The organism is Staphylococcus sp. 191 (genome assembly GCF_011174885.1).
In the GTDB taxonomy this organism is placed as follows: domain Bacteria; phylum Bacillota; class Bacilli; order Staphylococcales; family Staphylococcaceae; genus Staphylococcus; species Staphylococcus coagulans.
Genome location: NZ_PNRJ01000007.1, coordinates 52,895 through 75,627 on the forward strand (window position 1 = coordinate 52,895; position 22,733 = coordinate 75,627).

General features: G+C 36.0%; 20 protein-coding genes. 16 read left to right on the top strand and 4 right to left on the bottom strand.

The genetic code is table 11. The features are described from left to right. The 5 genes from ffh to rplS all read left to right on the top strand — a co-directional run bounded on the left by ffh (position 1) and on the right by rplS (position 4,056). Positions 1 to 1,368, top strand: a complete 1,368-nt coding sequence (ffh, locus tag C1H58_RS06840) for a signal recognition particle protein (protein WP_165545741.1) — start codon at positions 1 to 3, stop codon at positions 1,366 to 1,368. A gap of 388 nt (positions 1,369 to 1,756) precedes the next feature. After that, a complete protein-coding gene (gene rpsP / locus C1H58_RS06845; protein ID WP_016424889.1) occupies positions 1,757 to 2,032 on the top strand; it encodes a 30S ribosomal protein S16 in 276 nt (91 codons plus the stop codon). 335 nt (positions 2,033 to 2,367) lie between these two features. Then, positions 2,368 to 2,871: a ribosome maturation factor RimM gene (gene rimM / locus C1H58_RS06850; protein WP_050331223.1), complete on the top strand. Its 504-nt coding sequence runs from the start codon at positions 2,368 to 2,370 to the stop codon at positions 2,869 to 2,871. After that, positions 2,868 to 3,593 (top strand): tRNA (guanosine(37)-N1)-methyltransferase TrmD, encoded by a 726-nt coding sequence (gene trmD / locus C1H58_RS06855; RefSeq protein WP_165545742.1) that lies wholly within the window; start codon positions 2,868 to 2,870, stop codon positions 3,591 to 3,593. Before rimM ends, trmD begins: the two co-directional genes overlap by 4 nt. Positions 3,594 to 3,705: 112 nt before the next feature. Next, on the top strand, positions 3,706 to 4,056 hold the full coding sequence (rplS, locus tag C1H58_RS06860) for a 50S ribosomal protein L19 (protein WP_016424892.1): 351 nt from the start codon (positions 3,706 to 3,708) through the stop codon (positions 4,054 to 4,056). A 318-nt stretch (positions 4,057 to 4,374) separates the two neighbouring features. On the opposite strand, the gene C1H58_RS06865 is transcribed toward rplS, so the two are convergent. From C1H58_RS06865 to C1H58_RS06875, 3 genes are read right to left on the bottom strand one after another with little or no spacing between them, the layout of a single operon-like run. Then, a complete protein-coding gene (locus C1H58_RS06865; protein WP_481864908.1) occupies positions 4,375 to 6,981 on the bottom strand; it encodes a YfhO family protein in 2,607 nt (868 codons plus the stop codon). Beyond that, positions 6,956 to 9,580 (bottom strand): YfhO family protein, encoded by a 2,625-nt coding sequence (locus C1H58_RS06870; RefSeq protein ID WP_165545743.1) that lies wholly within the window; start codon positions 9,578 to 9,580, stop codon positions 6,956 to 6,958. The genes C1H58_RS06865 and C1H58_RS06870 overlap by 26 nt, the downstream gene beginning before the upstream one ends. Positions 9,581 to 9,601: 21 nt before the next feature. Next, entirely contained in the window at positions 9,602 to 9,985 is a 384-nt protein-coding gene (locus C1H58_RS06875; protein ID WP_060830030.1) for a GtrA family protein, read from the bottom strand. Positions 9,986 to 10,246: 261 nt separating this feature from the next. On the opposite strand from C1H58_RS06875, the gene ylqF reads away from it, so the two are divergent. The 3 genes from ylqF to C1H58_RS06890 all read left to right on the top strand — a co-directional run bounded on the left by ylqF (position 10,247) and on the right by C1H58_RS06890 (position 12,286). Next, a complete protein-coding gene (ylqF, locus tag C1H58_RS06880) occupies positions 10,247 to 11,110 on the top strand; it encodes a ribosome biogenesis GTPase YlqF (protein ID WP_165545744.1) in 864 nt (287 codons plus the stop codon). Beyond that, on the top strand, positions 11,111 to 11,899 hold the full coding sequence (locus C1H58_RS06885) for a ribonuclease HII (protein WP_165545745.1): 789 nt from the start codon (positions 11,111 to 11,113) through the stop codon (positions 11,897 to 11,899). 117 nt (positions 11,900 to 12,016) lie between these two features. Continuing rightward, positions 12,017 to 12,286, top strand: a complete 270-nt coding sequence (locus C1H58_RS06890; protein WP_016424899.1) for a hypothetical protein — start codon at positions 12,017 to 12,019, stop codon at positions 12,284 to 12,286. A gap of 143 nt (positions 12,287 to 12,429) precedes the next feature. Here C1H58_RS06890 and C1H58_RS06895 read toward each other — a convergent pair whose 3' ends face one another. Then, positions 12,430 to 12,759, bottom strand: coding sequence for a nucleoside triphosphate pyrophosphohydrolase family protein (locus tag C1H58_RS06895; RefSeq protein ID WP_165545746.1), 330 nt, complete (start codon positions 12,757 to 12,759; stop codon positions 12,430 to 12,432). Between the two features lie 305 nt (positions 12,760 to 13,064). Between C1H58_RS06895 and sucC the strand changes: the two genes are divergently transcribed. The 8 genes from sucC to hslU all read left to right on the top strand — a co-directional run bounded on the left by sucC (position 13,065) and on the right by hslU (position 22,725). Continuing rightward, on the top strand, positions 13,065 to 14,231 hold the full coding sequence (gene sucC, locus C1H58_RS06900) for an ADP-forming succinate--CoA ligase subunit beta (RefSeq protein ID WP_165545747.1): 1,167 nt from the start codon (positions 13,065 to 13,067) through the stop codon (positions 14,229 to 14,231). A 21-nt stretch (positions 14,232 to 14,252) separates the two neighbouring features. After that, on the top strand, positions 14,253 to 15,161 hold the full coding sequence (gene sucD / locus C1H58_RS06905) for a succinate--CoA ligase subunit alpha (protein WP_016424902.1): 909 nt from the start codon (positions 14,253 to 14,255) through the stop codon (positions 15,159 to 15,161). Between the two features lie 210 nt (positions 15,162 to 15,371). Then, on the top strand, positions 15,372 to 16,244 hold the full coding sequence (gene dprA, locus C1H58_RS06910) for a DNA-processing protein DprA (RefSeq protein WP_182280460.1): 873 nt from the start codon (positions 15,372 to 15,374) through the stop codon (positions 16,242 to 16,244). A gap of 100 nt (positions 16,245 to 16,344) precedes the next feature. Continuing rightward, positions 16,345 to 18,414: a type I DNA topoisomerase gene (topA, locus tag C1H58_RS06915; RefSeq protein WP_050331212.1), complete on the top strand. Its 2,070-nt coding sequence runs from the start codon at positions 16,345 to 16,347 to the stop codon at positions 18,412 to 18,414. A gap of 24 nt (positions 18,415 to 18,438) precedes the next feature. Beyond that, positions 18,439 to 19,743, top strand: coding sequence for an FADH(2)-oxidizing methylenetetrahydrofolate--tRNA-(uracil(54)-C(5))-methyltransferase TrmFO (gene trmFO, locus C1H58_RS06920; protein ID WP_207554672.1), 1,305 nt, complete (start codon positions 18,439 to 18,441; stop codon positions 19,741 to 19,743). Between the two features lie 117 nt (positions 19,744 to 19,860). Further along, complete coding sequence (gene xerC / locus C1H58_RS06925) at positions 19,861 to 20,751, top strand: tyrosine recombinase XerC (protein WP_165545748.1); 891 nt, start codon at positions 19,861 to 19,863, stop codon at positions 20,749 to 20,751. A 6-nt stretch (positions 20,752 to 20,757) separates the two neighbouring features. Next, on the top strand, positions 20,758 to 21,300 hold the full coding sequence (hslV, locus tag C1H58_RS06930; RefSeq protein WP_050345736.1) for an ATP-dependent protease subunit HslV: 543 nt from the start codon (positions 20,758 to 20,760) through the stop codon (positions 21,298 to 21,300). Positions 21,301 to 21,315: 15 nt separating this feature from the next. Continuing rightward, positions 21,316 to 22,725: an ATP-dependent protease ATPase subunit HslU gene (gene hslU, locus C1H58_RS06935; protein WP_050332199.1), complete on the top strand. Its 1,410-nt coding sequence runs from the start codon at positions 21,316 to 21,318 to the stop codon at positions 22,723 to 22,725. Positions 22,726 to 22,733: the final 8 nt, after the last annotated feature.

Consider the following 22,733-nt stretch of genomic DNA (forward strand, 5'->3'; position numbering starts at 1 on the left):
ATGGCTTTTGAAGGATTATCCGATCGACTGCAAGCGACAATGCAGAAAATAAAAGGTAAAGGTAAAGTGACTGAAGCTGATATCAAAGCGATGATGCGGGAGGTACGTCTTGCTTTATTAGAAGCGGACGTAAACTTTAAAGTCGTCAAAAACTTTGTTAAGACAGTTTCAGACCGAGCTTTAGGCTCTGACGTTATGAAGTCATTAACACCAGGCCAACAAGTGATTAAAATCGTACAAGAGGAGCTCACTGCTTTAATGGGCGGCGATAATAGTACGATTACGATGGCTAAAAAACCACCTACAGTTGTGATGATGGTAGGTTTACAAGGGGCAGGTAAAACGACAACTGCAGGGAAACTCGCTTTATTAATGCGTAAAAAATATAATAAAAAGCCGTTGCTCGTTGCAGCTGATATTTATCGACCTGCCGCTATTAATCAATTACAGACTGTTGGAAAACAAATTGACATCCCTGTGTACACTGAGGGGGATCAAGTTAAACCTCAACAAATCGTGACGAACGCATTGCAACATGCAAAAGATGAGCATTTAGATTTTGTTATTATTGATACAGCGGGTCGTCTGCATATTGATGAAGCGCTAATGAATGAGCTACAAGAAGTGAAAGAAATTGCTAAGCCGAATGAAATCATGTTAGTCGTGGATGCAATGACAGGTCAAGATGCTGTAAATGTGGCAGAGTCATTTGATCAACAGTTAGACGTTACGGGTGTTACATTAACTAAACTAGACGGTGACACACGTGGTGGGGCAGCGCTTTCTATTAGAGCAGTAACACAAAAACCGATTAAATTTATAGGTATGAGCGAAAAGCTAGATGGCTTAGAATTGTTCCATCCTGAACGCATGGCATCACGTATATTAGGTATGGGTGACGTTTTAAGTCTGATTGAAAAAGCACAACAAGAAGTGGATGAAGAAAAAGCTAAAGACTTAGAAAAGAAAATGCGCACATCGTCATTCACGCTGGACGACTTTTTAGAACAGTTAGATCAAGTGAAAAATTTAGGGCCACTTGATGATATTATGAAAATGATTCCAGGTATGAATAAAATGAAAGGCTTGGATAAACTTAATATGAGCGATAAACAAATCGATCACATTAAAGCAATTATTCAGTCTATGACACCGACAGAAAGAGAAGACCCTGCTAAACTAAATGTTTCTAGAAAACGTAGAATTGCGAACGGTTCTGGACGCTCAATTCAAGAGGTCAACCGTCTGTTAAAACAATTCAACGATATGAAGAAAATGATGAAACAATTTACAGGCGGTGGAAAAGGTAAAAAAGGTAAGCAAAATCAATTACAAAATATGCTTAAAGGCATGAATCTGCCATTCTAAAATGAGTTCGGGGCATAAAATTTTTGATAACCTTGCCACAATGAACGTGTTTGCTTAGGCGCTGAAAACTACAGGTCAGGCTGAGGCTTACGACGTCATATTATACGTAGATTTATAATAGCGCTCAGGCGATTTTCTATTCAAAATCATCAGAGCGCTATTTATTTTGGAATTGATGCCTCAGACTTATTCAATGTATATTTTCTATATTTGTATATCAAGCACGAGTATAGTAGATTGTTTGAAAGTTTTTGCGTAGCTTCAGTAGCATCTTTATTTCAATATGTATGTTGGTAAAGAAATTTCTCTTTACAAACGTTATATGACCTGTTATTATAGTTTCTTGTAGATAACAAAACTTAATGAGAATTAAAGGAGAGAATAATAAATGGCAGTTAAAATTCGTTTAACACGTTTAGGTTCAAAAAGAAATCCATTTTACCGTATTGTAGTAGCAGATGCACGTTCACCACGTGATGGTCGTATCATCGAGCAAATCGGTACTTATAACCCAGCAGCAGTAAATGCGCCAGAGGTTAAAATTGATGAAGAATTAGCACTTAAATGGTTAAAAGACGGTGCAAAACCAACAGATACAGTTCATAATATTTTATCACGCGAAGGTATTTTAAAAACTTTCGATGAGCAAAAAAAAGCAAAATAATTTTGCTTTAACATTGAGCGGTCAAAGTAATCATAAAAAGGCCCACAATATGCTTTTTTATAATGCCTTGAACCCAATGACAATGTTAATGGAATAGCCGTTGTTCAAGTCAAAGCACGGACGCGCATTTGATTATATAATGCTTTGCTATTTGAAATATAAAGTCATCTACATTGACTTTATAACTTTAGTGTTTTCATAGGCGAGACGTAAATAGGATTCAAACCCTATGACAAATTGAATCATCGGTGTTAAGGGTGAGACGAAATGTTACTGAGATGTAACCGAGTCTCACCCTTTTTATACATAACAATAAGAAATAGGAGGTGCACATCATGAAAGTAGAAGTGGGTAAAATTGTAAATACGCACGGCATTAAAGGTGAGTTAAAAGTTCAATCACATTCTGATTTTACAGATATTCGCTTTCAACCAGGTGAAACATTACAAATTGATACGCCAACGGGAACAATGAATGTGGTTGTTAAATCACATCGCATGCATAAAGGTTTGCATATGCTCACATTTGAAGGCTATACCAATATTAATGAAGTTGAACATTTAAAAGGTTCTCATTTATTTCAAGAAAGAGATCATAAAGATATTGAACTCGGTGCGCATGAATACTACTATTCTGATATCATTGGTTGTACGGTTTTTGATGAAGATAGACCAATCGGACGTGTCACAGAAATCTTTGAGACAGGCGCAAATGATGTTTGGGTTGTTAAAGGAGAGAAAGAACATCTCATTCCTTACATAGCGGATGTCGTAAAAGAGGTTGATATTGAGAATCGTAAAATTATGATTACACCACTTGAAGGGTTGTTAAACGAATGAAGATCGATTATTTAACATTGTTTCCAGAAATGTTTGACGGTGTGTTGAATCAATCTATTTTAAAACGTGCGCGTGAAAAAGAAATTTTACAGACAGAGACGATTAATTTTCGAGATTACGCAGATAATAAGCATCATCAAGTCGATGATTATCCATTTGGTGGCGGGCAAGGTATGGTGTTAAAACCTGAACCTATCTTCAATGCAATGGATGCGATTGATGTCACGGATGAAACACGAGTGATATTGATGACGCCACAAGGTAAACCGTTTGATCAAAAATTGGCAGAGTCTTTATCGAAAGAAAAGCATCTCGTTTTTATTTGCGGTCATTATGAAGGCTATGATGAAAGAATAAGAGAAAAATTGGTCACGGATGAAATTTCAGTCGGTGATTTCGTGTTAACTGGAGGCGAATTGCCTGCGATGGTCATGACAGACGCCATTGTTAGATTGATACCTGGTGTATTAAGTAAGCAGGCATCACATGAAGATGATTCATTTTCAAGCGGTTTGTTGGAATTTCCTCAGTACACGCGCCCAAGAACGTTTAAAGATATGTCTGTTCCAGATGTATTACTTTCGGGAAACCACGACCATATTGAACAATGGCGTCACGAACAATCATTAAAAAGAACTTTTGAAAAGCGCCCAGATTTATTAGCATCTTATGATTTAAGCGAAAAAGATCAAAAGTATATTGAATCTTTAAAAGAACATTGAAAAACAAATTGATTTATGCTAGTATATTCTGAGTGTGGAAGCACAAAAATCACTATGATCCGCTGCTATATTTTGTCGAGGCAAGAACATAGTTTGAAGGAGAGAATAAAAAATGACAAATCACAAATTAATTGAAGCAGTGACTAAGTCACAATTACGCGATGATATCCCAGCATTCCGTGCAGGTGACACTTTACGTGTACACGTTCGTATTATTGAAGGTAGCCGTGAGCGTATCCAAGTATTCGAAGGTGTTGTTATCAAACGTCGTGGTGGCGGTATTTCTGAAACATTCACAGTTCGTAAAATTTCATCTGGTGTTGGTGTTGAACGTACATTCCCATTACACACACCAAAAATTGAAAAAATCGAAGTGAAACGTCGCGGTAAAGTACGTCGTGCGAAACTTTACTACTTACGTAGCTTACGTGGTAAAGCAGCGCGTATTCAAGAAATTCGTTAATTTCGAAGCGCAAAGTAACAAAATAAACATAAAACAAAAACCGGAAATCATGAATTTCCGGTTTTTTATATTTCAATTTTTATATATTTTCTCATATGAAGCAATCATCTGTGGTTTCGTACCCTGATCTTGATGAAGTCACGAGGCTCATTTGGGATATTGGAACACGAGTAATGTAGATTTACAGCAATCTAGAAATGAGGTCTGTCTCGTAAATCATTTATATGTCCCATCAATATGATTATTAAAAATATTGCCAATATCACGAAATTCAAGTAATACCTTCTCTTTGTAGTTATATTTAAGATCATTGAATTCTTAATGAGTTTCCCCCGTTTTTCTTAACCATTTTCGATATAACAATGCGCTGATGAGGCCGATAAGTGTGAGTCCTGTTAATGTTTTCCAATAAGGTAGCGCATAGTGTAGTGTTACCTCAGTATCTCCTTTTTGTACAGGAATGACCGTCATTAGCCCATTGCCTTGTTTGACTACTCTTGATTCTCCATGCGCTTCTGCTGACAATCCTTCTCGATAAGGCATAGGTAATACAAGGTACTGTGCTTGATTCGAATTAAAATGTGCTTTCAATTGTTGTGCACCGCGTTCAATTCGAACGGGCTGTACACTTTTTTGAGCTTTTTTAAGTGTTTGATAGTTTTCTCCATATATGCCTTTAATACGGAAACGGTACTTCCCTTGTTTAAGTTTGACTTGAACTGTATCTTTGGCGGGTACTCGAACGGTAACTGGTGTGACAAAACGACGATAGGCATAATTTAATGATGTACGTCTTTGATAGAAATCATCCACTTTTAAGTAATGTGGCTGACTAGGGCTCAGTAATTCAACATCCATCTCAATATAATAATCTTTAAATGCAGAATGTTGTTGGTGGGGAATTTGAATATTTACGCCTCCGTCTTTTTTATGAACTGATAAGTGATCTTTATTTAATGTTGCATCACGAGGTTGTATGGTTGCTTTGGAAACGAAATTAGTATTCGGTTCAAAAGAATGATTTGCTTTTGTATCTGGCATAACGACGCCTTGTAACATGGCTTGCTCGCGATCTAGAGGCGATTTTAAGTCATCAGGATTATATACTTTATTTGTTAAGTGCGCACTCGGGTATTGGATAAGATTTTTAGCATGTGCCCATGTTGTTTTGCCATCTTTAATATCGTTTTCAGGTTGCATACCATAGGGTAGAAGTGTATCCGGCGCTTTTTTGATACGATCTGAAACACCCCATAAAGCATACAAGTTTGCACGATCACCTAATAACCGATAAGTACTATTACTATCATATTCCATATTAATCTGCATTTCTTTATCGTAATATTGAAGAATACGACCATCAAAAATGCTAGAGTAGAGCGCTACACCATTAAACCTATAAATGAGACTTGAATTTACTGCATAAGGATCCATATAGTCTATCCGTCCAATAGATGTTTGATGTTGTTTAATTTGGTTGATTTCTCGTTGTAATGTAGGACTATGATATTTTGCAGCTTGCAAATCTTTCATTGTCGACTGATAAGGTGCGATATTATTATGATGATAATCGATAAGTAGGACAAATTGTTGTACTACAAAGAGGATTAGAATTATCCACCGCATATTTTGTGTTAATTTCTTTTGTTTAAGTGCATAATGACTCAAAATGATTAGGATGATGATACTGACAATCATCCACCACATGGCACCTCTCGAAAAGAGCAGGGTTGTGATAGCTAAAAGAATAATCGGTATGAGTGACTGTAAAAAGTCTCTGCGTGTCAATTCATTGAAATATTTAATCCATAGCGTGATGAGTGCACTTGTTGTCAGTGCAAGGAAATAAACCCAGCGTCGTTGTGGAAAGGAAAACCCGTTAAACATACTATCAAAATAAGGCGATAAAGAACCAGTTAAAAGAAGCCATGTTAAGACAGCAAACATTTTATATTCATAATGACGATAGAGTTTAAATGAACATAACGCAACTAATGCAATAAATGTAACTGTAATATAAAATCCATTTGTAAAGATATGATATTTCTGAGAAAAATCTATGATGGGAGAAATCATGACATCATTCGATTCTCGATCATTATTTAAAAACGAACGTACACCTGTGATAAATCCAATCGAAGCGATGCAAAAGCTGATGATGGTAGCCGGTATCAACAGGTAGAGTTTTTGCCATCTTGTGACACAATCTTTGGGATGTGTATGTATCATACGATAAATTAAATAGACTGTAAGGCCAATTAATTCGTAATAACTAAAATAAAAGTTCGAATATAAAGTTAAAGTAATCGCGATTATAAACAAACCGATTTTACGGCTTCTAAAAAAACGCTCCATATCCCAAATAGATAAAGGTAAATAAATTAAAATATCTCCAAAGAATGACCACGTAAAATTAAAATAGTAAACGACGGAAGAACTTGCGTAAAGAAATGCCCCTAAATAGCGTTCATAACGTTTAAAATTAAATGCTCTAAACATCCCGTATGCAGCGATAAAAGTCATGATACAACGTAAATAAGCCGTAAATATTTGGTTTCCAGGCCAAAAAGCAATCCCTTGAGGGTGCATATGAAATAGCCATTGTCCTAAAGCGACAAATAAGAAATTAAAATACATCATAGGAGAAGTAGCATAATAATAGGCTAAATCAGTAAAGTAATCACCGCCAAGTCCTAAAGATAAATCATAAAAGGACTTAAAATGAGAAAACCGATCATACAAAAACATTTGGAATGGCATCATTTGCTTAAATCCATCTCCGTTACCACTATAAATGATTCCATGAACAACAAAGCGATAGAGGACAGGTAAATAAACAATCAATCCCACAAAACTTGCAACGATCATAAGTTTAAGCCCTTTTTTAAAGGACAACGTTTTAGTTTGCTTTTTCAACTTTTTCACTCTTTCTTTTTTGATAATGTTGTCGACACCAACGGCTAAACATGAAACTGAGTCCGACACTGAATATCGAAATAATAATCATTGTTATAAAATAAGGTGGACGATAAGTCAATTGGATTTCCTTTGCATGCGCTGAAACTGGGACGCCTGTCATCATATAGTTCACTTTTTCAACCTTTACCTTTTTACCATCAACTTTAGCGGACATGCCTAGGCGATAAGGGATGTTTATAACTGCCATACCCCCCTGATGTGCTCTCAAACGAATAAAGAACTTCCCTTGTTTTTCAACCAAATGATGCTTCATGTGATGATTGGCTTTTTTGAGAATTTGATAATTTTCTCCATATAAACCACGTAATTGGAAATGATAAATACCTTGAGGAGAAAATTGAATACGAATATTGCCATTTTCGTCTGGTTGAGTCCGATATAATAATTCATTTTGACCAGTGCGATAAATGGAATCATTAAACAAACGATTGTTTTGATAGTCATTCACGATAATCGTACTGTTACTATCAGGCAATCCTTTTTTAACATAAACAATAAGATAAAAATCTTTATTATTTTTTCGAATTGTATACGGAACATGAATGCGCAAGCCGCCCTCTGGTTGGGAGACTTTAATTTTATTCCTACCAATTTTATGTGCATGAATATATGAGGGATAGACCTTATTAATAAGATTGCTTGTTTTTGTCGGATAAGGGTCTCCTTTATTATCTAAAACAACACCTTCGATCATGGCATGTTCACGATCTAGAGGGTGTTTTAAATCACTTGATCGATAGTAACGCGCCATGACACGAACTGGTGGAAGGATATCCTGATTTTCATATATTTGATATTGACCTTGCTGTTTAACCCATTGAAAGTTTGCAGGTAATTCATGTTGGTAATCTTTCAACATTTGATAACGAACAGAAAATAAACTCGCGATATTGGAGCGGCTTCCTGTCGATTGATAACGGCTTACAGATTCTTCTTTTAAATTAATCATCAATTCGTGATAATAAAGTGCTACAAGATGATGATCAAAAATACTCGAATATAGACTCAACCCTCTAAAATTTTGGTACATTGGTGTGTTATCTTGCGCATTTACTCGCCAATCGATACGTTCTCCGGCCCTTAACTGAGACTTCATGTCGTTAACAAGTTCTTGTTGAAGCGGTGTATTGTAAAGACTTGCTTCTACATAAAATCGATTTGCCCTTTTTTCATGGTCTTGATGAAAGATTTGGTACTTTGTAAAAACAAGAGAGACAAGTAAGTTCAATACGAATAACGATATCAAATAAATACTGAACAGAAATGAGAAAATATACTTTGTCTGTGTATTTTTTAATAATAAGGCTAATAGCCCGATGAAAAAGACAGCGGGCAACATATATATCCAAGTGACATAGCGCTCATAAAAATAAGCGCTTATCCATACTACCAATATTGCAGGAATAGAAGTAAAGATATATGTTCTATAGTCTATAGATTTGAAGTGATGGAGATAGCATGCAATTAAACCACTTGAAGCAAATGCGAGTAAATAGTGCCAGCGTTTTTGTGGCGCAGAAAAGCCGTTAAAGAGACTGTCAACATATGGGATAAATGCGCATACAATCGTGATTAAGCTTAGAATAGCAAAGAGTCTAAAGTAAAAATGACGGTATAATTTAAAGGTCAGCAAAGCTTGAATCGTAATGAATAATATAACGATTAAATAATTATCGTAAAATAAATTTGAGCCAGAATTGAATGGCTCAACGAATGGAATACGGCCACTATAAGGAACTCTGCTATTATTTAAAAAGCTGTGAACACCATGAAAGAAAAAGAAAAGACTTGCACCTACGCCTAAAATGGCTCCAACAACAAGCGGAACAAATGATTGCTTTCGATGTATTAAATCTTCATCGTGCCGATAAATTAGACGCAAAAGATAGTAAATGATACCCATTAACACTTGATAATAAGCAAAATAAAAATTATTGATGAACGATATGGCGACGACGATTACAAAAAGTCCTATTTTTCCAGTTCTAAAAAAACGCTCAATACTTAAAAATAGGAGAGGCATCCAAATAAATACATCACTGAAAAATGGCCAATAGACTGTAAAACGAAAATATATCGGTGAAGTTGCAAATAAAAACGCAAATAAAATTGCAGCGTGGTGTTTTAAGTGTATGTATCTTGCATAAGCGTATGTCGCAAGGATAATGCATGCACATTTTAAAATTGAAACAATCAGTGCGAGTTTTAACCAATACATCATTTGAGTTGGATCGATAAGTCCCCAATGATGTAATAACCATGTTATAAGTGCAGTAATGATGAAAATGATATTCGTTGAAAAGTAGTAAGATAGATCTGTAAAAAAATCTCCCCCTAATCCGAAATCGGTCGTATAAAAAAAGGTACCCTCAGACCATTTTTGATATAAAAACATCTGAATTGGTACCATTTGTTCTAGACCATCATTAGGGCCAGTGAACAATAAACCATCTACACTAAAGCGATAAATGATATACGCGTGACCTATTAAAGATAAAATCAATGCTGTGATAATCATGTTTACAGATTGAAAAAAGCGCTTCATCATTGAACCCCACTTTATATATTATCGATCTTTAAGGATGTATTTAGATAAGACATAAGTGATTGGAATCGTTACAATTAAACCGATAAAAGGTGCAATCGATTCGTTAAAACTTAAATATTGTACAAAAATAAAAATAAGCAACGTTTGAGTGCCCATATTCACAACTTGTGTTAGCGGAAAAGCTAAAAACTTTTTTAAGGTTGGTTTGACTTTATAAACAAAGTAACAATTTAAATAGTAAGAAATAACAAAAGCAATAATAAAGCCAACGATATGGCTGATAAGATAATGAATATGAAGTAAGTTCAAAAGGATAAGGTATACGACGTAATAGTTCAATGTATTAATACCACCTACGAGAACAAACCTAAAAATTTCAGCAATTCTTTCTATATTATACATCAAAAAATACCTGCTTTCATGAAATCAAACGTTGTGTGATTAATAGCTATTGACGTTCAAGTTAATTATACTTAAAGTAATGTAGGTACCTCATAATATTCTAAGATAAATCATACATGTGATTCATGTACGGGTAGGTTGAAGAACATTTTGATGAATGCACAACTTAAAATGATATTTCTACCAAAATCAATAATTAATATAACATAGATAAATTGAAAAAACGATGTCTAGCGTATTATTTAAAGGAGTTTAAAATTTATGGTGATTCAGTGGTTTCCCGGTCACATGGCCAAAGCGAAAAGAGAAGTAACAGAGCAATTAAAAAAAGTGGATGTTGTATTTGAGTTAGTAGATGCACGAATTCCATTAAGTTCAAGAAATCCGATGATTGATGAAGTGATACAACAAAAGCCACGCGTAGTCATTTTTAATAAAAAAGATATGTCTCATTTAAAAGAAATGGAAAAGTGGTATACATTTTTTAAAGAAAAAGGGGCCTATCCTGTTGCGGTCGATGCTAAGCACGGTAAAGGTTTAAAGCAGGTCGAAGTCGCAGCTATAGAAGTAACGAAAGAAAAATTTGAACGTGAAAAAGCTAAAGGGTTAAAACCAAGAGCGATTCGCGCGATGATAGTGGGTATCCCAAATGTAGGTAAATCAACGCTAATAAACAAATTGGCAAAACGCACAATCGCGCAAACAGGAAATAAACCAGGTGTAACGAAGCAGCAACAATGGATTAAAGTGGGTCAATCATTGCAATTATTAGATACACCAGGAATTTTATGGCCTAAATTTGAAGATCAGTTGATCGGTAAAAAGCTAAGTTTAACAGGTGCCATCAAAGATAGCATTGTGCATTTGGATGAAGTTGCCATTTATGGGTTAGAGTTTTTAATTGAACATGATTATGAAGGCTTATTGGCACATTACAAAATTGATGTGCCACGTGATGCAGACAATATTGAATGGTTTGACGCAATTGGGCGTAAAAGAGGCCTATTACAACGTGGAAATGAAGTGGACTATGAAGCTGTAATTGAATTAATTATTCATGAAATTAGAAATGCGAAAATAGGAACATATTGTTTCGATATTTATGATGAATTGAGTGCGCAATAAATGAAACCATCAAAAACTATTGCTCAAATCAAAAAAGAAATACAAGCCATTCAAAATATCCAAAGTTTAAAGGCACACCCGGATTATCATGATACTCGAAAGGGCGTACAACGTATTTTTTTAAGCCGTGAAAAGCAAATCGGAAAAATACAGGCACAGCTATTAAAATATGAGGAAATGTGCCAATTTGAAAATGAAATTTTAGCGCATCATCCGGAAGCATTGATTTGTGGAATAGATGAAGTGGGTAGAGGACCTTTAGCAGGGCCTGTCGTCGCGAGTGCGGTTGTTTTACAACCCGAACATCACTTTATTGGTATCAATGACTCTAAACAACTTTCTTCGGCTAAACGCAAGAACTTGAATACACAGTTACAAGCGAATGTACGTGCATGGCAAATTGGAGTGGTCACACCACAGGAAATTGACGAACTCAATATATACGAAGCAACCAAATTAGCCATGTATCGCGCAATTGAAAAGTTAACTGTGGTGCCTACGCATTATTTAATTGATGCGATGACATTAGATAAAATCGCTGCACCACAGCAGTCCATTATAAAAGGGGATGCTCGAAGTGTTTCAATAGCAGCAGCGAGTATTATTGCGAAAGAATATCGGGATGATTTGATGGCGTCTTATGATCAACAATACCCTGGCTATGATTTTTCAAATAACGCCGGTTACGGGACGAAAAAACATTTAGATGGTTTGGAAGCGTATGGTGTGACAGATATTCACCGCAAAAGTTTTGAACCGATCAAGTCAATCATCGCAAAGAAGATGTAAGATTTAGTTGCTGATTTGATCCTATTTTGAAGGTCAATTAATCGTATTCGTTTGCAAATTTGTGAATCTATGTTTTACTATAATTAATTTCCAATTAAAGAAAGGAATTTGAAATTTATGGATGAAACATTACAGAAATTGTATAAAGTACTCGTTCACTTTGAAGAAACAGAAGTGGAGATTACACATGATGAAAAGAAATTAGAAAAAATAAAGCAAGAAATTGAACAAAATTTAAATATCTCTATTGAAGAAGAACAACAAGCTGACTTGATTCGTCTATTGAAAGACCATAATTTTGCCGTGGAATCAACAGAAGATGAACAAAAAACGATTAATGTCCCAATGGATGATGACACGCAAGTTACTTTCCAAGCAGACAAGTAATTTGATGAAATCATCCATCCGCTTCTCTGAATAATAAACTTTAAAAATGGCCGGAAGCGAGGTTGCCATATCACATGTATGGTAAACTCATTTCCGGCCTTTGTTTTATGCATTTTTTATGCTTCAAAACAATACATCTTATATCAATGATCTTTGCGGTGGATTGAATCTTGATGGTTAAAACCATTTGGATAACGACGCTCAAGTTTTTCTATGTTTAACTGTGCAATTTCATTCAAATCTGTATCAATGACAGATGCACATGTTGAGAGATACCACAATACATCTCCAAGCTCCTTCTTAAAAGCCACCTTATCAAAATCGTGACCATGATACAAATGCTTTTTGATGATATCCGCGACTTCGCCAGATTCTCCATTAAGTCCCAATACGGCCATCTGAATATGTTTATGAAAATCGGGCTGATCTTTTAAAGTTCGCATTGCTTTTTGTTGATATGTATTAAAATCCATTAAAGATACCTCCTATTTTTCAGTCTATTAATGTATAAGGAAAGCTAAGTTTATATTATCATAATCAACAACAATAAAAGTGAAATATAATGCAATACAGAAAGATGCGTCCATCATAAGCTTCTTTCTGTGACATCCTTTTATCATTCATGCCCATTAAAAAGTAGGGCGCTTAAATTAAATGGATTAAATCAGTGTTAAAAGTCTGATAAATAGTGAGAACTCTATATCTATCTGTTTACAATAGCGCTTACATTTCCTATAATTGAAATTGAACTTAACCTTAAGAAACAGGAGGATGGAGTATGAATATCCATGAGTATCAAGGAAAAGAAATTTTTCGCTCAATGGGCGTAGCAGTACCAGAAGGGCGCGTGGCTTTTTCAGCTGAAGAAGCTGTAGAAAAAGCGAAAGAGTTAGATACAGATGTTTATGTTGTAAAAGCACAAATTCACGCTGGGGGACGTGGTAAAGCAGGCGGTGTAAAAATTGCTAAGTCTTTATCAGAAGTTGAAACATACGCGAATGAATTGCTAGGTAAAGTGCTCGTTACACATCAAACGGGTCCAGAAGGTAAAGAAGTAAAACGCTTATACATCGAAGAAGGTGCAGATATTCAAAAAGAATATTACGTTGGCTTTGTGATTGATCGCGCAACAGATCGCGTAACTTTAATGGCATCTGAAGAAGGCGGAACTGAAATTGAAGAAGTTGCGGCTAAAAGTCCAGAAAAGATTTTTAAAGAAACAATCGACCCTGTCGTAGGTTTATCACCTTATCAAGCGCGTCGAATTGCGTTTAACATTAACATTCCTAAAGCATCAATTAATAAAGCAGTAAAATTTTTAATTTCTTTATACAATGTGTTCATTGAAAAAGATTGTTCTATTGTTGAAATTAATCCACTTGTTTTAACAGGTGAAGGGGAAGTTTTAGCATTAGACTCTAAAATTAACTTTGATGACAATGCGTTATTCCGTCATAAAGATGTGGTGGAACTACGTGACTTGGATGAAGAAGATCCAAAAGAAATCGAAGCTTCTAAATATGAATTGTCCTATATCGCTTTAGACGGAAATATTGGTTGTATGGTTAACGGTGCCGGCTTAGCAATGGCAACAATGGATACAATTAACCATTTTAACGGTACACCAGCCAATTTCTTAGACGTAGGTGGCGGTGCTACTAAAGAAAAAGTGACTGAAGCTTTTAAAATTATTTTAGGGGATGACAACGTAAAAGGTATTTTTGTAAATATCTTCGGGGGAATTATGCGTTGTGATATCATCGCTGAAGGTATTGTAGCTGCTGTTAAAGAAGTTGAGCTTACATTACCATTAGTCGTTCGTCTTGAAGGAACAAATGTAGACCAAGGTAAAAAAATCTTAAAAGAATCAGGTTTAGCAATTGAACCCGCTAGCACTATGGCTGAAGGCGCTCAAAAAATCGTTAAACTTGTAAGTGAAGCGTAAGGAAAGGATGGGACAACTAAAATGAGCGTATTTGTAGATAAGAATTCAAAAGTTATCGTACAAGGTATTACAGGGTCAACTGCCCTTTTCCATACTAAACAAATGTTAGAATATGGGACACAAATCGTCGCAGGTGTAACACCAGGTAAAGGTGGACAAGTGGTCGAAGGTGTACCGGTCTATAATACAGTGGAAGAAGCTAAGAAAGAAACAGGCGCAAACGTTTCTGTCATTTATGTACCTGCACCATTTGCTGCAGATGCTATTTTAGAGTGCGCGGATGCAGAATTAGATTTAGCTATTTGTATTACTGAGCATATTCCTGTTATTGATATGGTTAAAGTGAAACGTTATCTTGAAGGTAGAAAAACACGTTTAATTGGACCAAACTGCCCGGGTGTCATTACATCTGATGAAACAAAAATTGGTATTATGCCAGGTTATATTCATAAAAAAGGACATGTTGGTGTTGTTTCACGTTCAGGTACATTAACTTATGAAGCTGTTCATCAATTGACTGAAGAAGGCATCGGTCAATCTACAGCGGTAGGTATTGGCGGAGACCCAGTTAATGGTACAAACTTCATTGATGTTTTAGAAGCTTTTAATAACGATGATGAAACAAAAGCTGTAGTAATGATTGGTGAAATTGGCGGTACTGCTGAAGAAGAAGCGGCAGAATGGATTAAAGCCAATATGACTAAACCGGTTATCGGCTTTATCGGTGGTCAAACAGCTCCTCCAGGGAAACGTATGGGACACGCAGGTGCTATTATCTCTGGTGGTAAAGGAACTGCAGAAGAAAAAATCAAAACGCTTAATGATTGTGGCGTTAAAACAGCTGCAACACCTTCTGAAATTGGTGCAACGTTAATTGAAGCAGCTAAGGAAGCTGGCATTTATGAATCATTATTAACAGTGAAGGCATAACAGCATAACTAAAAGTTAAATATTAAAAAGGGTTGGCTCGCGTCAGCCCTTTTTATGCTTGATTTATAAATGAGCCGAATTCTTTGTGTTAAACCGCTCAATGAACAGGTATATTGAGCGCTGTTTGATAGAAATAATAAATATTTAATTCATTTTAGACATACATGGCAGGACATAAATACCTTATAATCTTAATGAGGTGACTAAAAGATGATGAAACAACTGTTACTTTTACTATTGTATGCCGGTTTTACAACACAACAGCTTCAAAAAATGTATCCTATCTTACTCGCTTTAAAAGGTAATGTCGACGGCGTTAGCAACTATCTAAATGAAATGTTAAAAATGACGTCCTCTCAAAGCATTGTGCAAAAAATTAGGCGTTTTCGTTCATTAGAAATCGATACAATAGAATCTGATTTAAAACGACATCGTATTATTCCTATAGCGATTCATGACCCTCTTTATCCTTCCCAATTAAAAGAAATTCATGACCCTCCTTTTATCCTTTTTTGTAAAGGTAATCTCCAAACATTTAAAACGATGAAACATACTCTAGCAATTGTTGGCGCAAGACGCTGTACGAACTATACGCCACAAGCACTTTCGTATTTATTTAAAGACTTAAGCGAATACTCAATCACTATTATTTCTGGCTTAGCACATGGAACCGATGCACTTGCACATCAATTTGCGCTTGACTATCATATGCATACTATTGGTATTCTTGGATTTGGTCATCATCATCATTATCCTACAAGTACATTACAGTTGCGACAAAAAATCGAAAACCAGTTTCTTACAATAAGTGAATACCCACCACACACACCTATCGCAAAATTTAGATTTCCTGAAAGAAATAGATTGATTAGCGGATTATCTCAAGGGGTATTAATTACAGAAGCTCGGGCACGGAGTGGGGCACTCATTACCTTGGATCAAGCATTGGAACAAAATCGTAATGTTTATGTATTACCAGGTGATATTTTTAATCAGAACACAAGAGGTAATTTATTGCGTGTAAAAGAGGGGGCAGAAGTGGTTTTATCCGCACAAGATATTCTTAAAGATTATAAAAATTAAATGTTAATGCTTTGTGAAATAATTATAAAAGATTGACAAATATAAAATTAACCGTTTATCATTTATCTTTGTAAATAGAAAAAGCAAGGGGGTAACTACTTTGGCAGATAATCTTGTCATAGTTGAATCGCCTGCAAAAGCGAAAACGATAGAGAAATATTTAGGTAAGAAGTATAAAGTCATTGCATCTATGGGTCACGTAAGAGACTTACCACGTAGCCAAATGGGTGTGGATGTTGAGGACAATTATGAGCCTAAGTATATCACTATAAGAGGAAAGGGACCTGTCGTAAAAGATTTGAAGCGACATGCGAAAAAAGCTAAAAAAGTTTTTCTCGCGAGTGACCCCGACCGCGAAGGTGAAGCAATTGCATGGCACTTAGCAAATATACTTGAGTTAGAAGATAGTAAAGAGAATCGAGTTGTATTTAATGAAATCACTAAAGATGCTGTGAAAGAAAGTTTCAAACATCCACGCGGCATTGAAATGGATCTTGTGGATGCGCAACAAGCGCGCCGTATTTTGGACCGTTTAGTGGGTTATAATATTTCACCAGTTTTATGGAAAAAGGTAAAAAAAGGGTTATCAGCTGGACGTGTGCAATCCGTTGCATTACGCCTCATCATTGATCGTGAAAATGAGATTCGTAATTTTAAGCCTGAAGAATATTGGTCAATTGAAGGCGAGTTTCGTTATGGAAAATCAAAATTTAATGCCAAGTTTCTACATTATAAAGGTAAACCTTATAAATTAACGAATAAAGATGATGTCGCTGTGATCACTAAAGCATTGGATGGGGACCGTTTTACCGTTTCAAATGTTTCGACGAAAGAAAAAACGCGTCGGCCTGCATATCCTTTTACGACGTCAACCTTACAACAAGAAGCTGCACGTAAGTTGAACTTCAAAGCGCGTAAAACCATGATGATTGCACAACAATTATATGAAGGAATCGACTTAAAAAGAAAAGGTACAATAGGTCTGATTACTTATATGAGAACAGACTCTACACGTATTTCTAAAGATGCACAAAATGAAGCAAAACAATATATCGAGTCTCAATATGGCGCTGATTATTTATCAAAATCAACACAAAAAGGAAAACAAGGGGATCAGGATGCCCATGAAGCGATTCGTCCAACGAGCACACTTCGAACACCTGCTGAGATGAAAGATTTCTTAACTCGGGATCAATATCGCTTATACAAATTAATTTGGGAAAGATTTGTAGCAAGTCAAATGGCACCTGCGATTTTAGATACTGTTTCTGTTGATTTGACACAAAACGATATTAAGTTTAGAGCGAATGGCCAAACAATTAAATTTAAAGGCTTTATGACGTTATATGTGGAAACAAATGATGATAAAGGTAAAGAAAAAGAAAACCGCTTACCGAAATTAGAAGTAGGTAATGAAGTTATTGCTACTAAAATAGACCCAGCTCAACATTTTACTCAACCCCCACCACGATATACTGAAGCACGTCTTGTTAAAACGTTAGAAGAATTAAAAATTGGGCGTCCATCAACTTATGCTCCTACAATTGACACCATTCAAAAAAGGAATTATGTTAAAAATGAAAGTAAACGCTTCGTGCCAACTGAACTGGGTGAGATTGTGCATGAACAAGTGAAAGAGTACTTTCCTGAAATCATTGATGTGGAATTCACAGTAAATATGGAAACGTTACTCGATAAAATTGCTGAAGGCGATATTGCTTGGAAAAAGGTTGTCGGCGATTTTTACAACAGCTTTAAACAAGATGTTGCACGCGCAGAAGAAGAAATGGAAAAAATTGAAATTAAAGATGAGCCTGCCGGTGAAGATTGTGAAGTCTGCGGTAGCCCGATGGTAATTAAAATGGGGCGTTATGGTAAGTTTATGGCATGTTCAAATTTCCCAGATTGTCGAAATACAAAAGCAATTACGAAACCGATTGGTGTTAAGTGTCCTAAGTGTAAAACAGGTGATGTCGTCGAACGTAAATCTAAGAAAAACCGTGTCTTTTATGGTTGTTCAAATTATCCAGAATGTGATTTTATCTCGTGGGATAAACCTATCGGCAGAGATTGTCCGAAATGTAACCATTACCTTGCTGAACACAAAAAAGGACGTACAACGCAAGTCGTTTGTTCGAACTGTGATTATAAAGAAGAAGTTCAAAAATAATGTTTTAAAGAGAGGAAAATAATAATGACATCTGTTAATATTATTGGCGCTGGTTTAGCAGGGTCTGAAGCAGCATTTCAACTTGCAGAACGCGGGATTAAAGTGAATTTATATGAAATGCGTCCTGTAAAACAAACACCAGCGCATCATACAGACAAATTTGCCGAATTGGTATGTTCTAATTCATTACGTGGTAATGCATTAACGAATGCGGTCGGTGTATTAAAAGAAGAAATGAGACAATTAAATTCATTAATTATTGAGGCAGCGGATAAAGCACGTGTGCCTGCGGGTGGCGCTTTAGCTGTTGATAGACATGACTTTGCAGGTTACATTACTGAAACATTAAAAAACCATCCCAATGTTACAGTTAAAAATGAAGAAATCACTTCTATCCCAGAAGGACCTACAATTATTGCAACAGGGCCATTGACAACTGAACCTTTGGCAAAAGAAATTGTCGCATTAACTGGTAAAGATCAGTTATACTTTTATGATGCTGCGGCACCAATTATTGAAAAAGATTCAATTGATATGGATAAAGTGTACCTTAAATCACGTTATGATAAAGGCGAAGCAGCTTACTTGAATTGTCCGATGACTGAAGAGGAGTTTAATCGTTTTTATGAGGCGGCACTTGAAGCAGAAGTGGCCCCGATGAACGATTTTGAAAAAGAAAAGTATTTTGAAGGATGTATGCCTTTTGAAGTCATGGCGGGTAGAGGTCCGAAAACGTTGTTATTTGGGCCGATGAAGCCAGTTGGATTAGAGGATCCGAAAACAGGGAAACGTCCTTACGCCGTCGTTCAACTACGTCAAGATGATGCAGCAGGTACGCTTTATAATATTGTAGGATTCCAGACGAGATTAAAATGGGGCGCTCAAAAAGAAGTGATTCGTCTTATTCCTGGATTGGAAAATGTAGATATTGTGAGATACGGTGTCATGCACCGCAATACGTTTATTAATTCACCTGAAGTTTTAAATGAAACATATGCTTTTAAAGACCGCGAGAACTTATTTTTTGCTGGACAGATGACAGGTGTTGAAGGGTACGTAGAAAGTGCTGCCAGTGGATTGGTTGCAGGCATCAATTTAGCACACCGTATGCTTAATAAAGCAGATGTCATTTTCCCTCGTGAAACAATGATAGGAAGTATGGCTTATTATATTTCACATGCAACGAACAACAAGAACTTTCAACCGATGAATGCAAACTTCGGATTAGTACCTGCTTTGGAAGAACGGATAAAAGATAAGAAAGAGCGCTATGAAACACTAGCACACCGTGCATTGACGCAACTGAACCATTTTAAAGAGACATTATAAATGGTCTAAAAAATGGCAAAATAAGTAAAATTTTGATAAATACAAAAATTCAATGTATAATCAATGCAGTTCCCCTTATCATTATGCTACAATGCTAATGATGGAGGGGTTTTTGCTTTGAAACAAATCCAAGAACAATTTTTAGATACATTAAAAAGAGAACGTTTTTTCTCATCACATACGTTAAAAGCTTATCACGACGATTTAGACCAATTTAATCATTTTCTTGTTCGAGAACAATTAGGATTGAGAGATTTCAAATATAGTGACGCAAGAAACTATTTACACACACTTTATGATTTAGGTTTACAACGTACAACAGTATCAAGAAAAATTTCTACATTGCGTAGTTTTTATGCTTTTTGGATGACACAAGAGCAAGATGTAGTGAATCCATTTGTCCAATTAGTTCATCCCAAAAAAGAGCGTTATTTACCTACGTTTTTTTATACAGAAGAAATGGAAGCGCTATTTCAAACGGTAAGTAAGGGGGACCAAAAAGATCTCAGAGATCGTGTGATTCTCGAGCTGCTTTATGCGACGGGGATTCGGGTTTCGGAATTGGTGTCTTTAAAAGTTTCAGATGTTGATTTAGAAATGTGTTGGGTAAAAGTATTGGGTAAAGGTGGAAAAGAACGGATTGTACCTTTCGGCGAGTTTTGTCGACAGAGTCTTGAAGAATATTTAAATCAGTTTAAGCCTATTCAAGATGTTCAGCACGACTATCTGATTACTAACTTAAAAGGTCAACCGATTACCGAAAGAGGTGTGCGCTATGTTTTAAATGATATCGTCAAACGGACTGCTGGTGTAACTGCGATTCATCCACATAAGTTGAGACATACATTTGCAACACATATGTTAAATGAAGGTGCAGACCTTAGAACTGTTCAAAGCTTACTGGGACATGTTAATTTATCTACGACAGGCCGATATACACATGTAACAAATCGACAGTTGAGAAATGTTTATTTAAAGGCACATCCACGTGCGAGAAAAGGAGAGTAATTTAACATGAGTTCATCAATTCATGCGACAACGATATACGCAGTAAGACATAATGGTGAAGCAGCAATGGCCGGAGATGGTCAAGTCACTTTAGGTGAACAAGTCATTATGAAACAAACTGCTAAAAAAGTTCGTAAATTGTATAATAACCGCGTCGTTGCTGGTTTTGCAGGTAGTGTATCGGACGCATTCACATTGTTTGAAAAGTTTGAAGGAAAATTACAACAATATAGTGGTAATTTGGAAAGAGCTGCTGTAGAACTCGCAAAAGAGTGGCGAGGCGATAAACAACTCCGCCAACTTGAAGCGATGTTAATTGTCATGAACAAAGATAATATTTTAGTCGTTAGTGGGACAGGTGAAGTAATTGCACCGGATGATGATTTAATTGCAATCGGATCGGGGGGTAATTTTGCTTTGAGCGCCGGACGTGCACTAAAAAGACACGCATCACATATGAGTGCACGAGAAATGGCCTATGAAAGTCTTAAAGTGGCTTCTGAAATTTGCGTGTTCACTAATGATCACATCACTGTAGAAGAATTATAATGGAGGGTTTAAAGCATGGAGAACAATGCGATTAAATATACACCTAAAGACATCGTAGATAAACTCAATGAATATATCGTTGGGCAAGATGAAGCGAAGAAAAAGGTAGCCATTGCCCTTAGAAATCGTTACCGTCGTAGTTTGCTTGATGATGAAGTTAAACAAGAAATTGCCCCTAAAAATATATTGATGATGGGACCAACAGGTGTGGGTAAAACTGAAATTGCCCGTCGTATGGCTAAAATTGTAGGCGCACCATTTTTAAAAGTTGAAGCGACCAAGTTTACTGAAGTAGGCTACGTTGGTAGAGATGTTGAGAGTATGGTACGTGACTTAGTCGATGTTTCGGTAAGATTAGTTAAAGATGAGAAAAAAGCAAATGTTGTTGAAGCAGCAACGGCAAAAGCTAACGAAAAGCTCGTTAAACTCCTTGTACCTAGTCTTAAGAAAAAAGCCAGCAAAAACACAAATAATCCTTTAGAATCTTTATTTGGTGGTGCGATTCCAAACTTTGGACAGCAAAATGAAGAAGAGGAAGAAGAACCGCCAACAGAGGAAATCAAAACAAAACGTTCTGAAATTAAAGTCCAACTCCTTAACGGAAAGCTAGAAGAAGAAAAAGTACGTGTTAAAGTAGAACAAGATCCGGGTGCTTTAGGTATGTTAGGTACACAGCAAAACGAACAGATGCAAGAAATGATGAGCCAATTAATGCCTAAGAAAAAAGTTGAAAAAGAAGTACCTGTTAAAACAGCACGTAAAATTCTTATTGATCAATTTGCTGATGAAATGATTGACCATGAGACGGCAAACCAAGAAGCGCTTGAACTTGCGGAGCAAATGGGTATTATCTTTATAGATGAAATTGATAAAGTTGCTACGACAAGCCAAAACAGTGGTCAAGATGTTTCTCGACAAGGTGTGCAACGTGATATTTTACCTATCCTTGAGGGTAGCGTTGTAAGAACAAAATATGGTACTGTGAGTACGGAACATATGCTCTTTATCGGCGCGGGTGCGTTTCATGTTTCTAAACCAAGCGATTTAATTCCAGAACTTCAAGGCCGTTTCCCAATTCGTGTGGAATTAAAAGATCTCACTGTAGATGATTTTGTAAGAATTTTAAAAGAACCAAAATTATCTCTGATTAAACAGTATGAGTTGCTATTGCAAACGGAAGAAGTCACAGTGAATTTCACAGATGAAGCGATATACAGACTTGCAGAGATGGCATATCATGTCAATCAAGAAACGGATAATATCGGTGCCCGTAGACTGCATACAATCTTAGAAAAAATGTTAGAAGACTTGTCATTCGAAGCGCCACATATGCCACATGCTCAAGTGGATATTACGCCACAATATGTAGACGATAAATTAAAAACAATTTCAACGAACAAAGATTTAAGCGAATTTATTTTATAAGAAAAAAA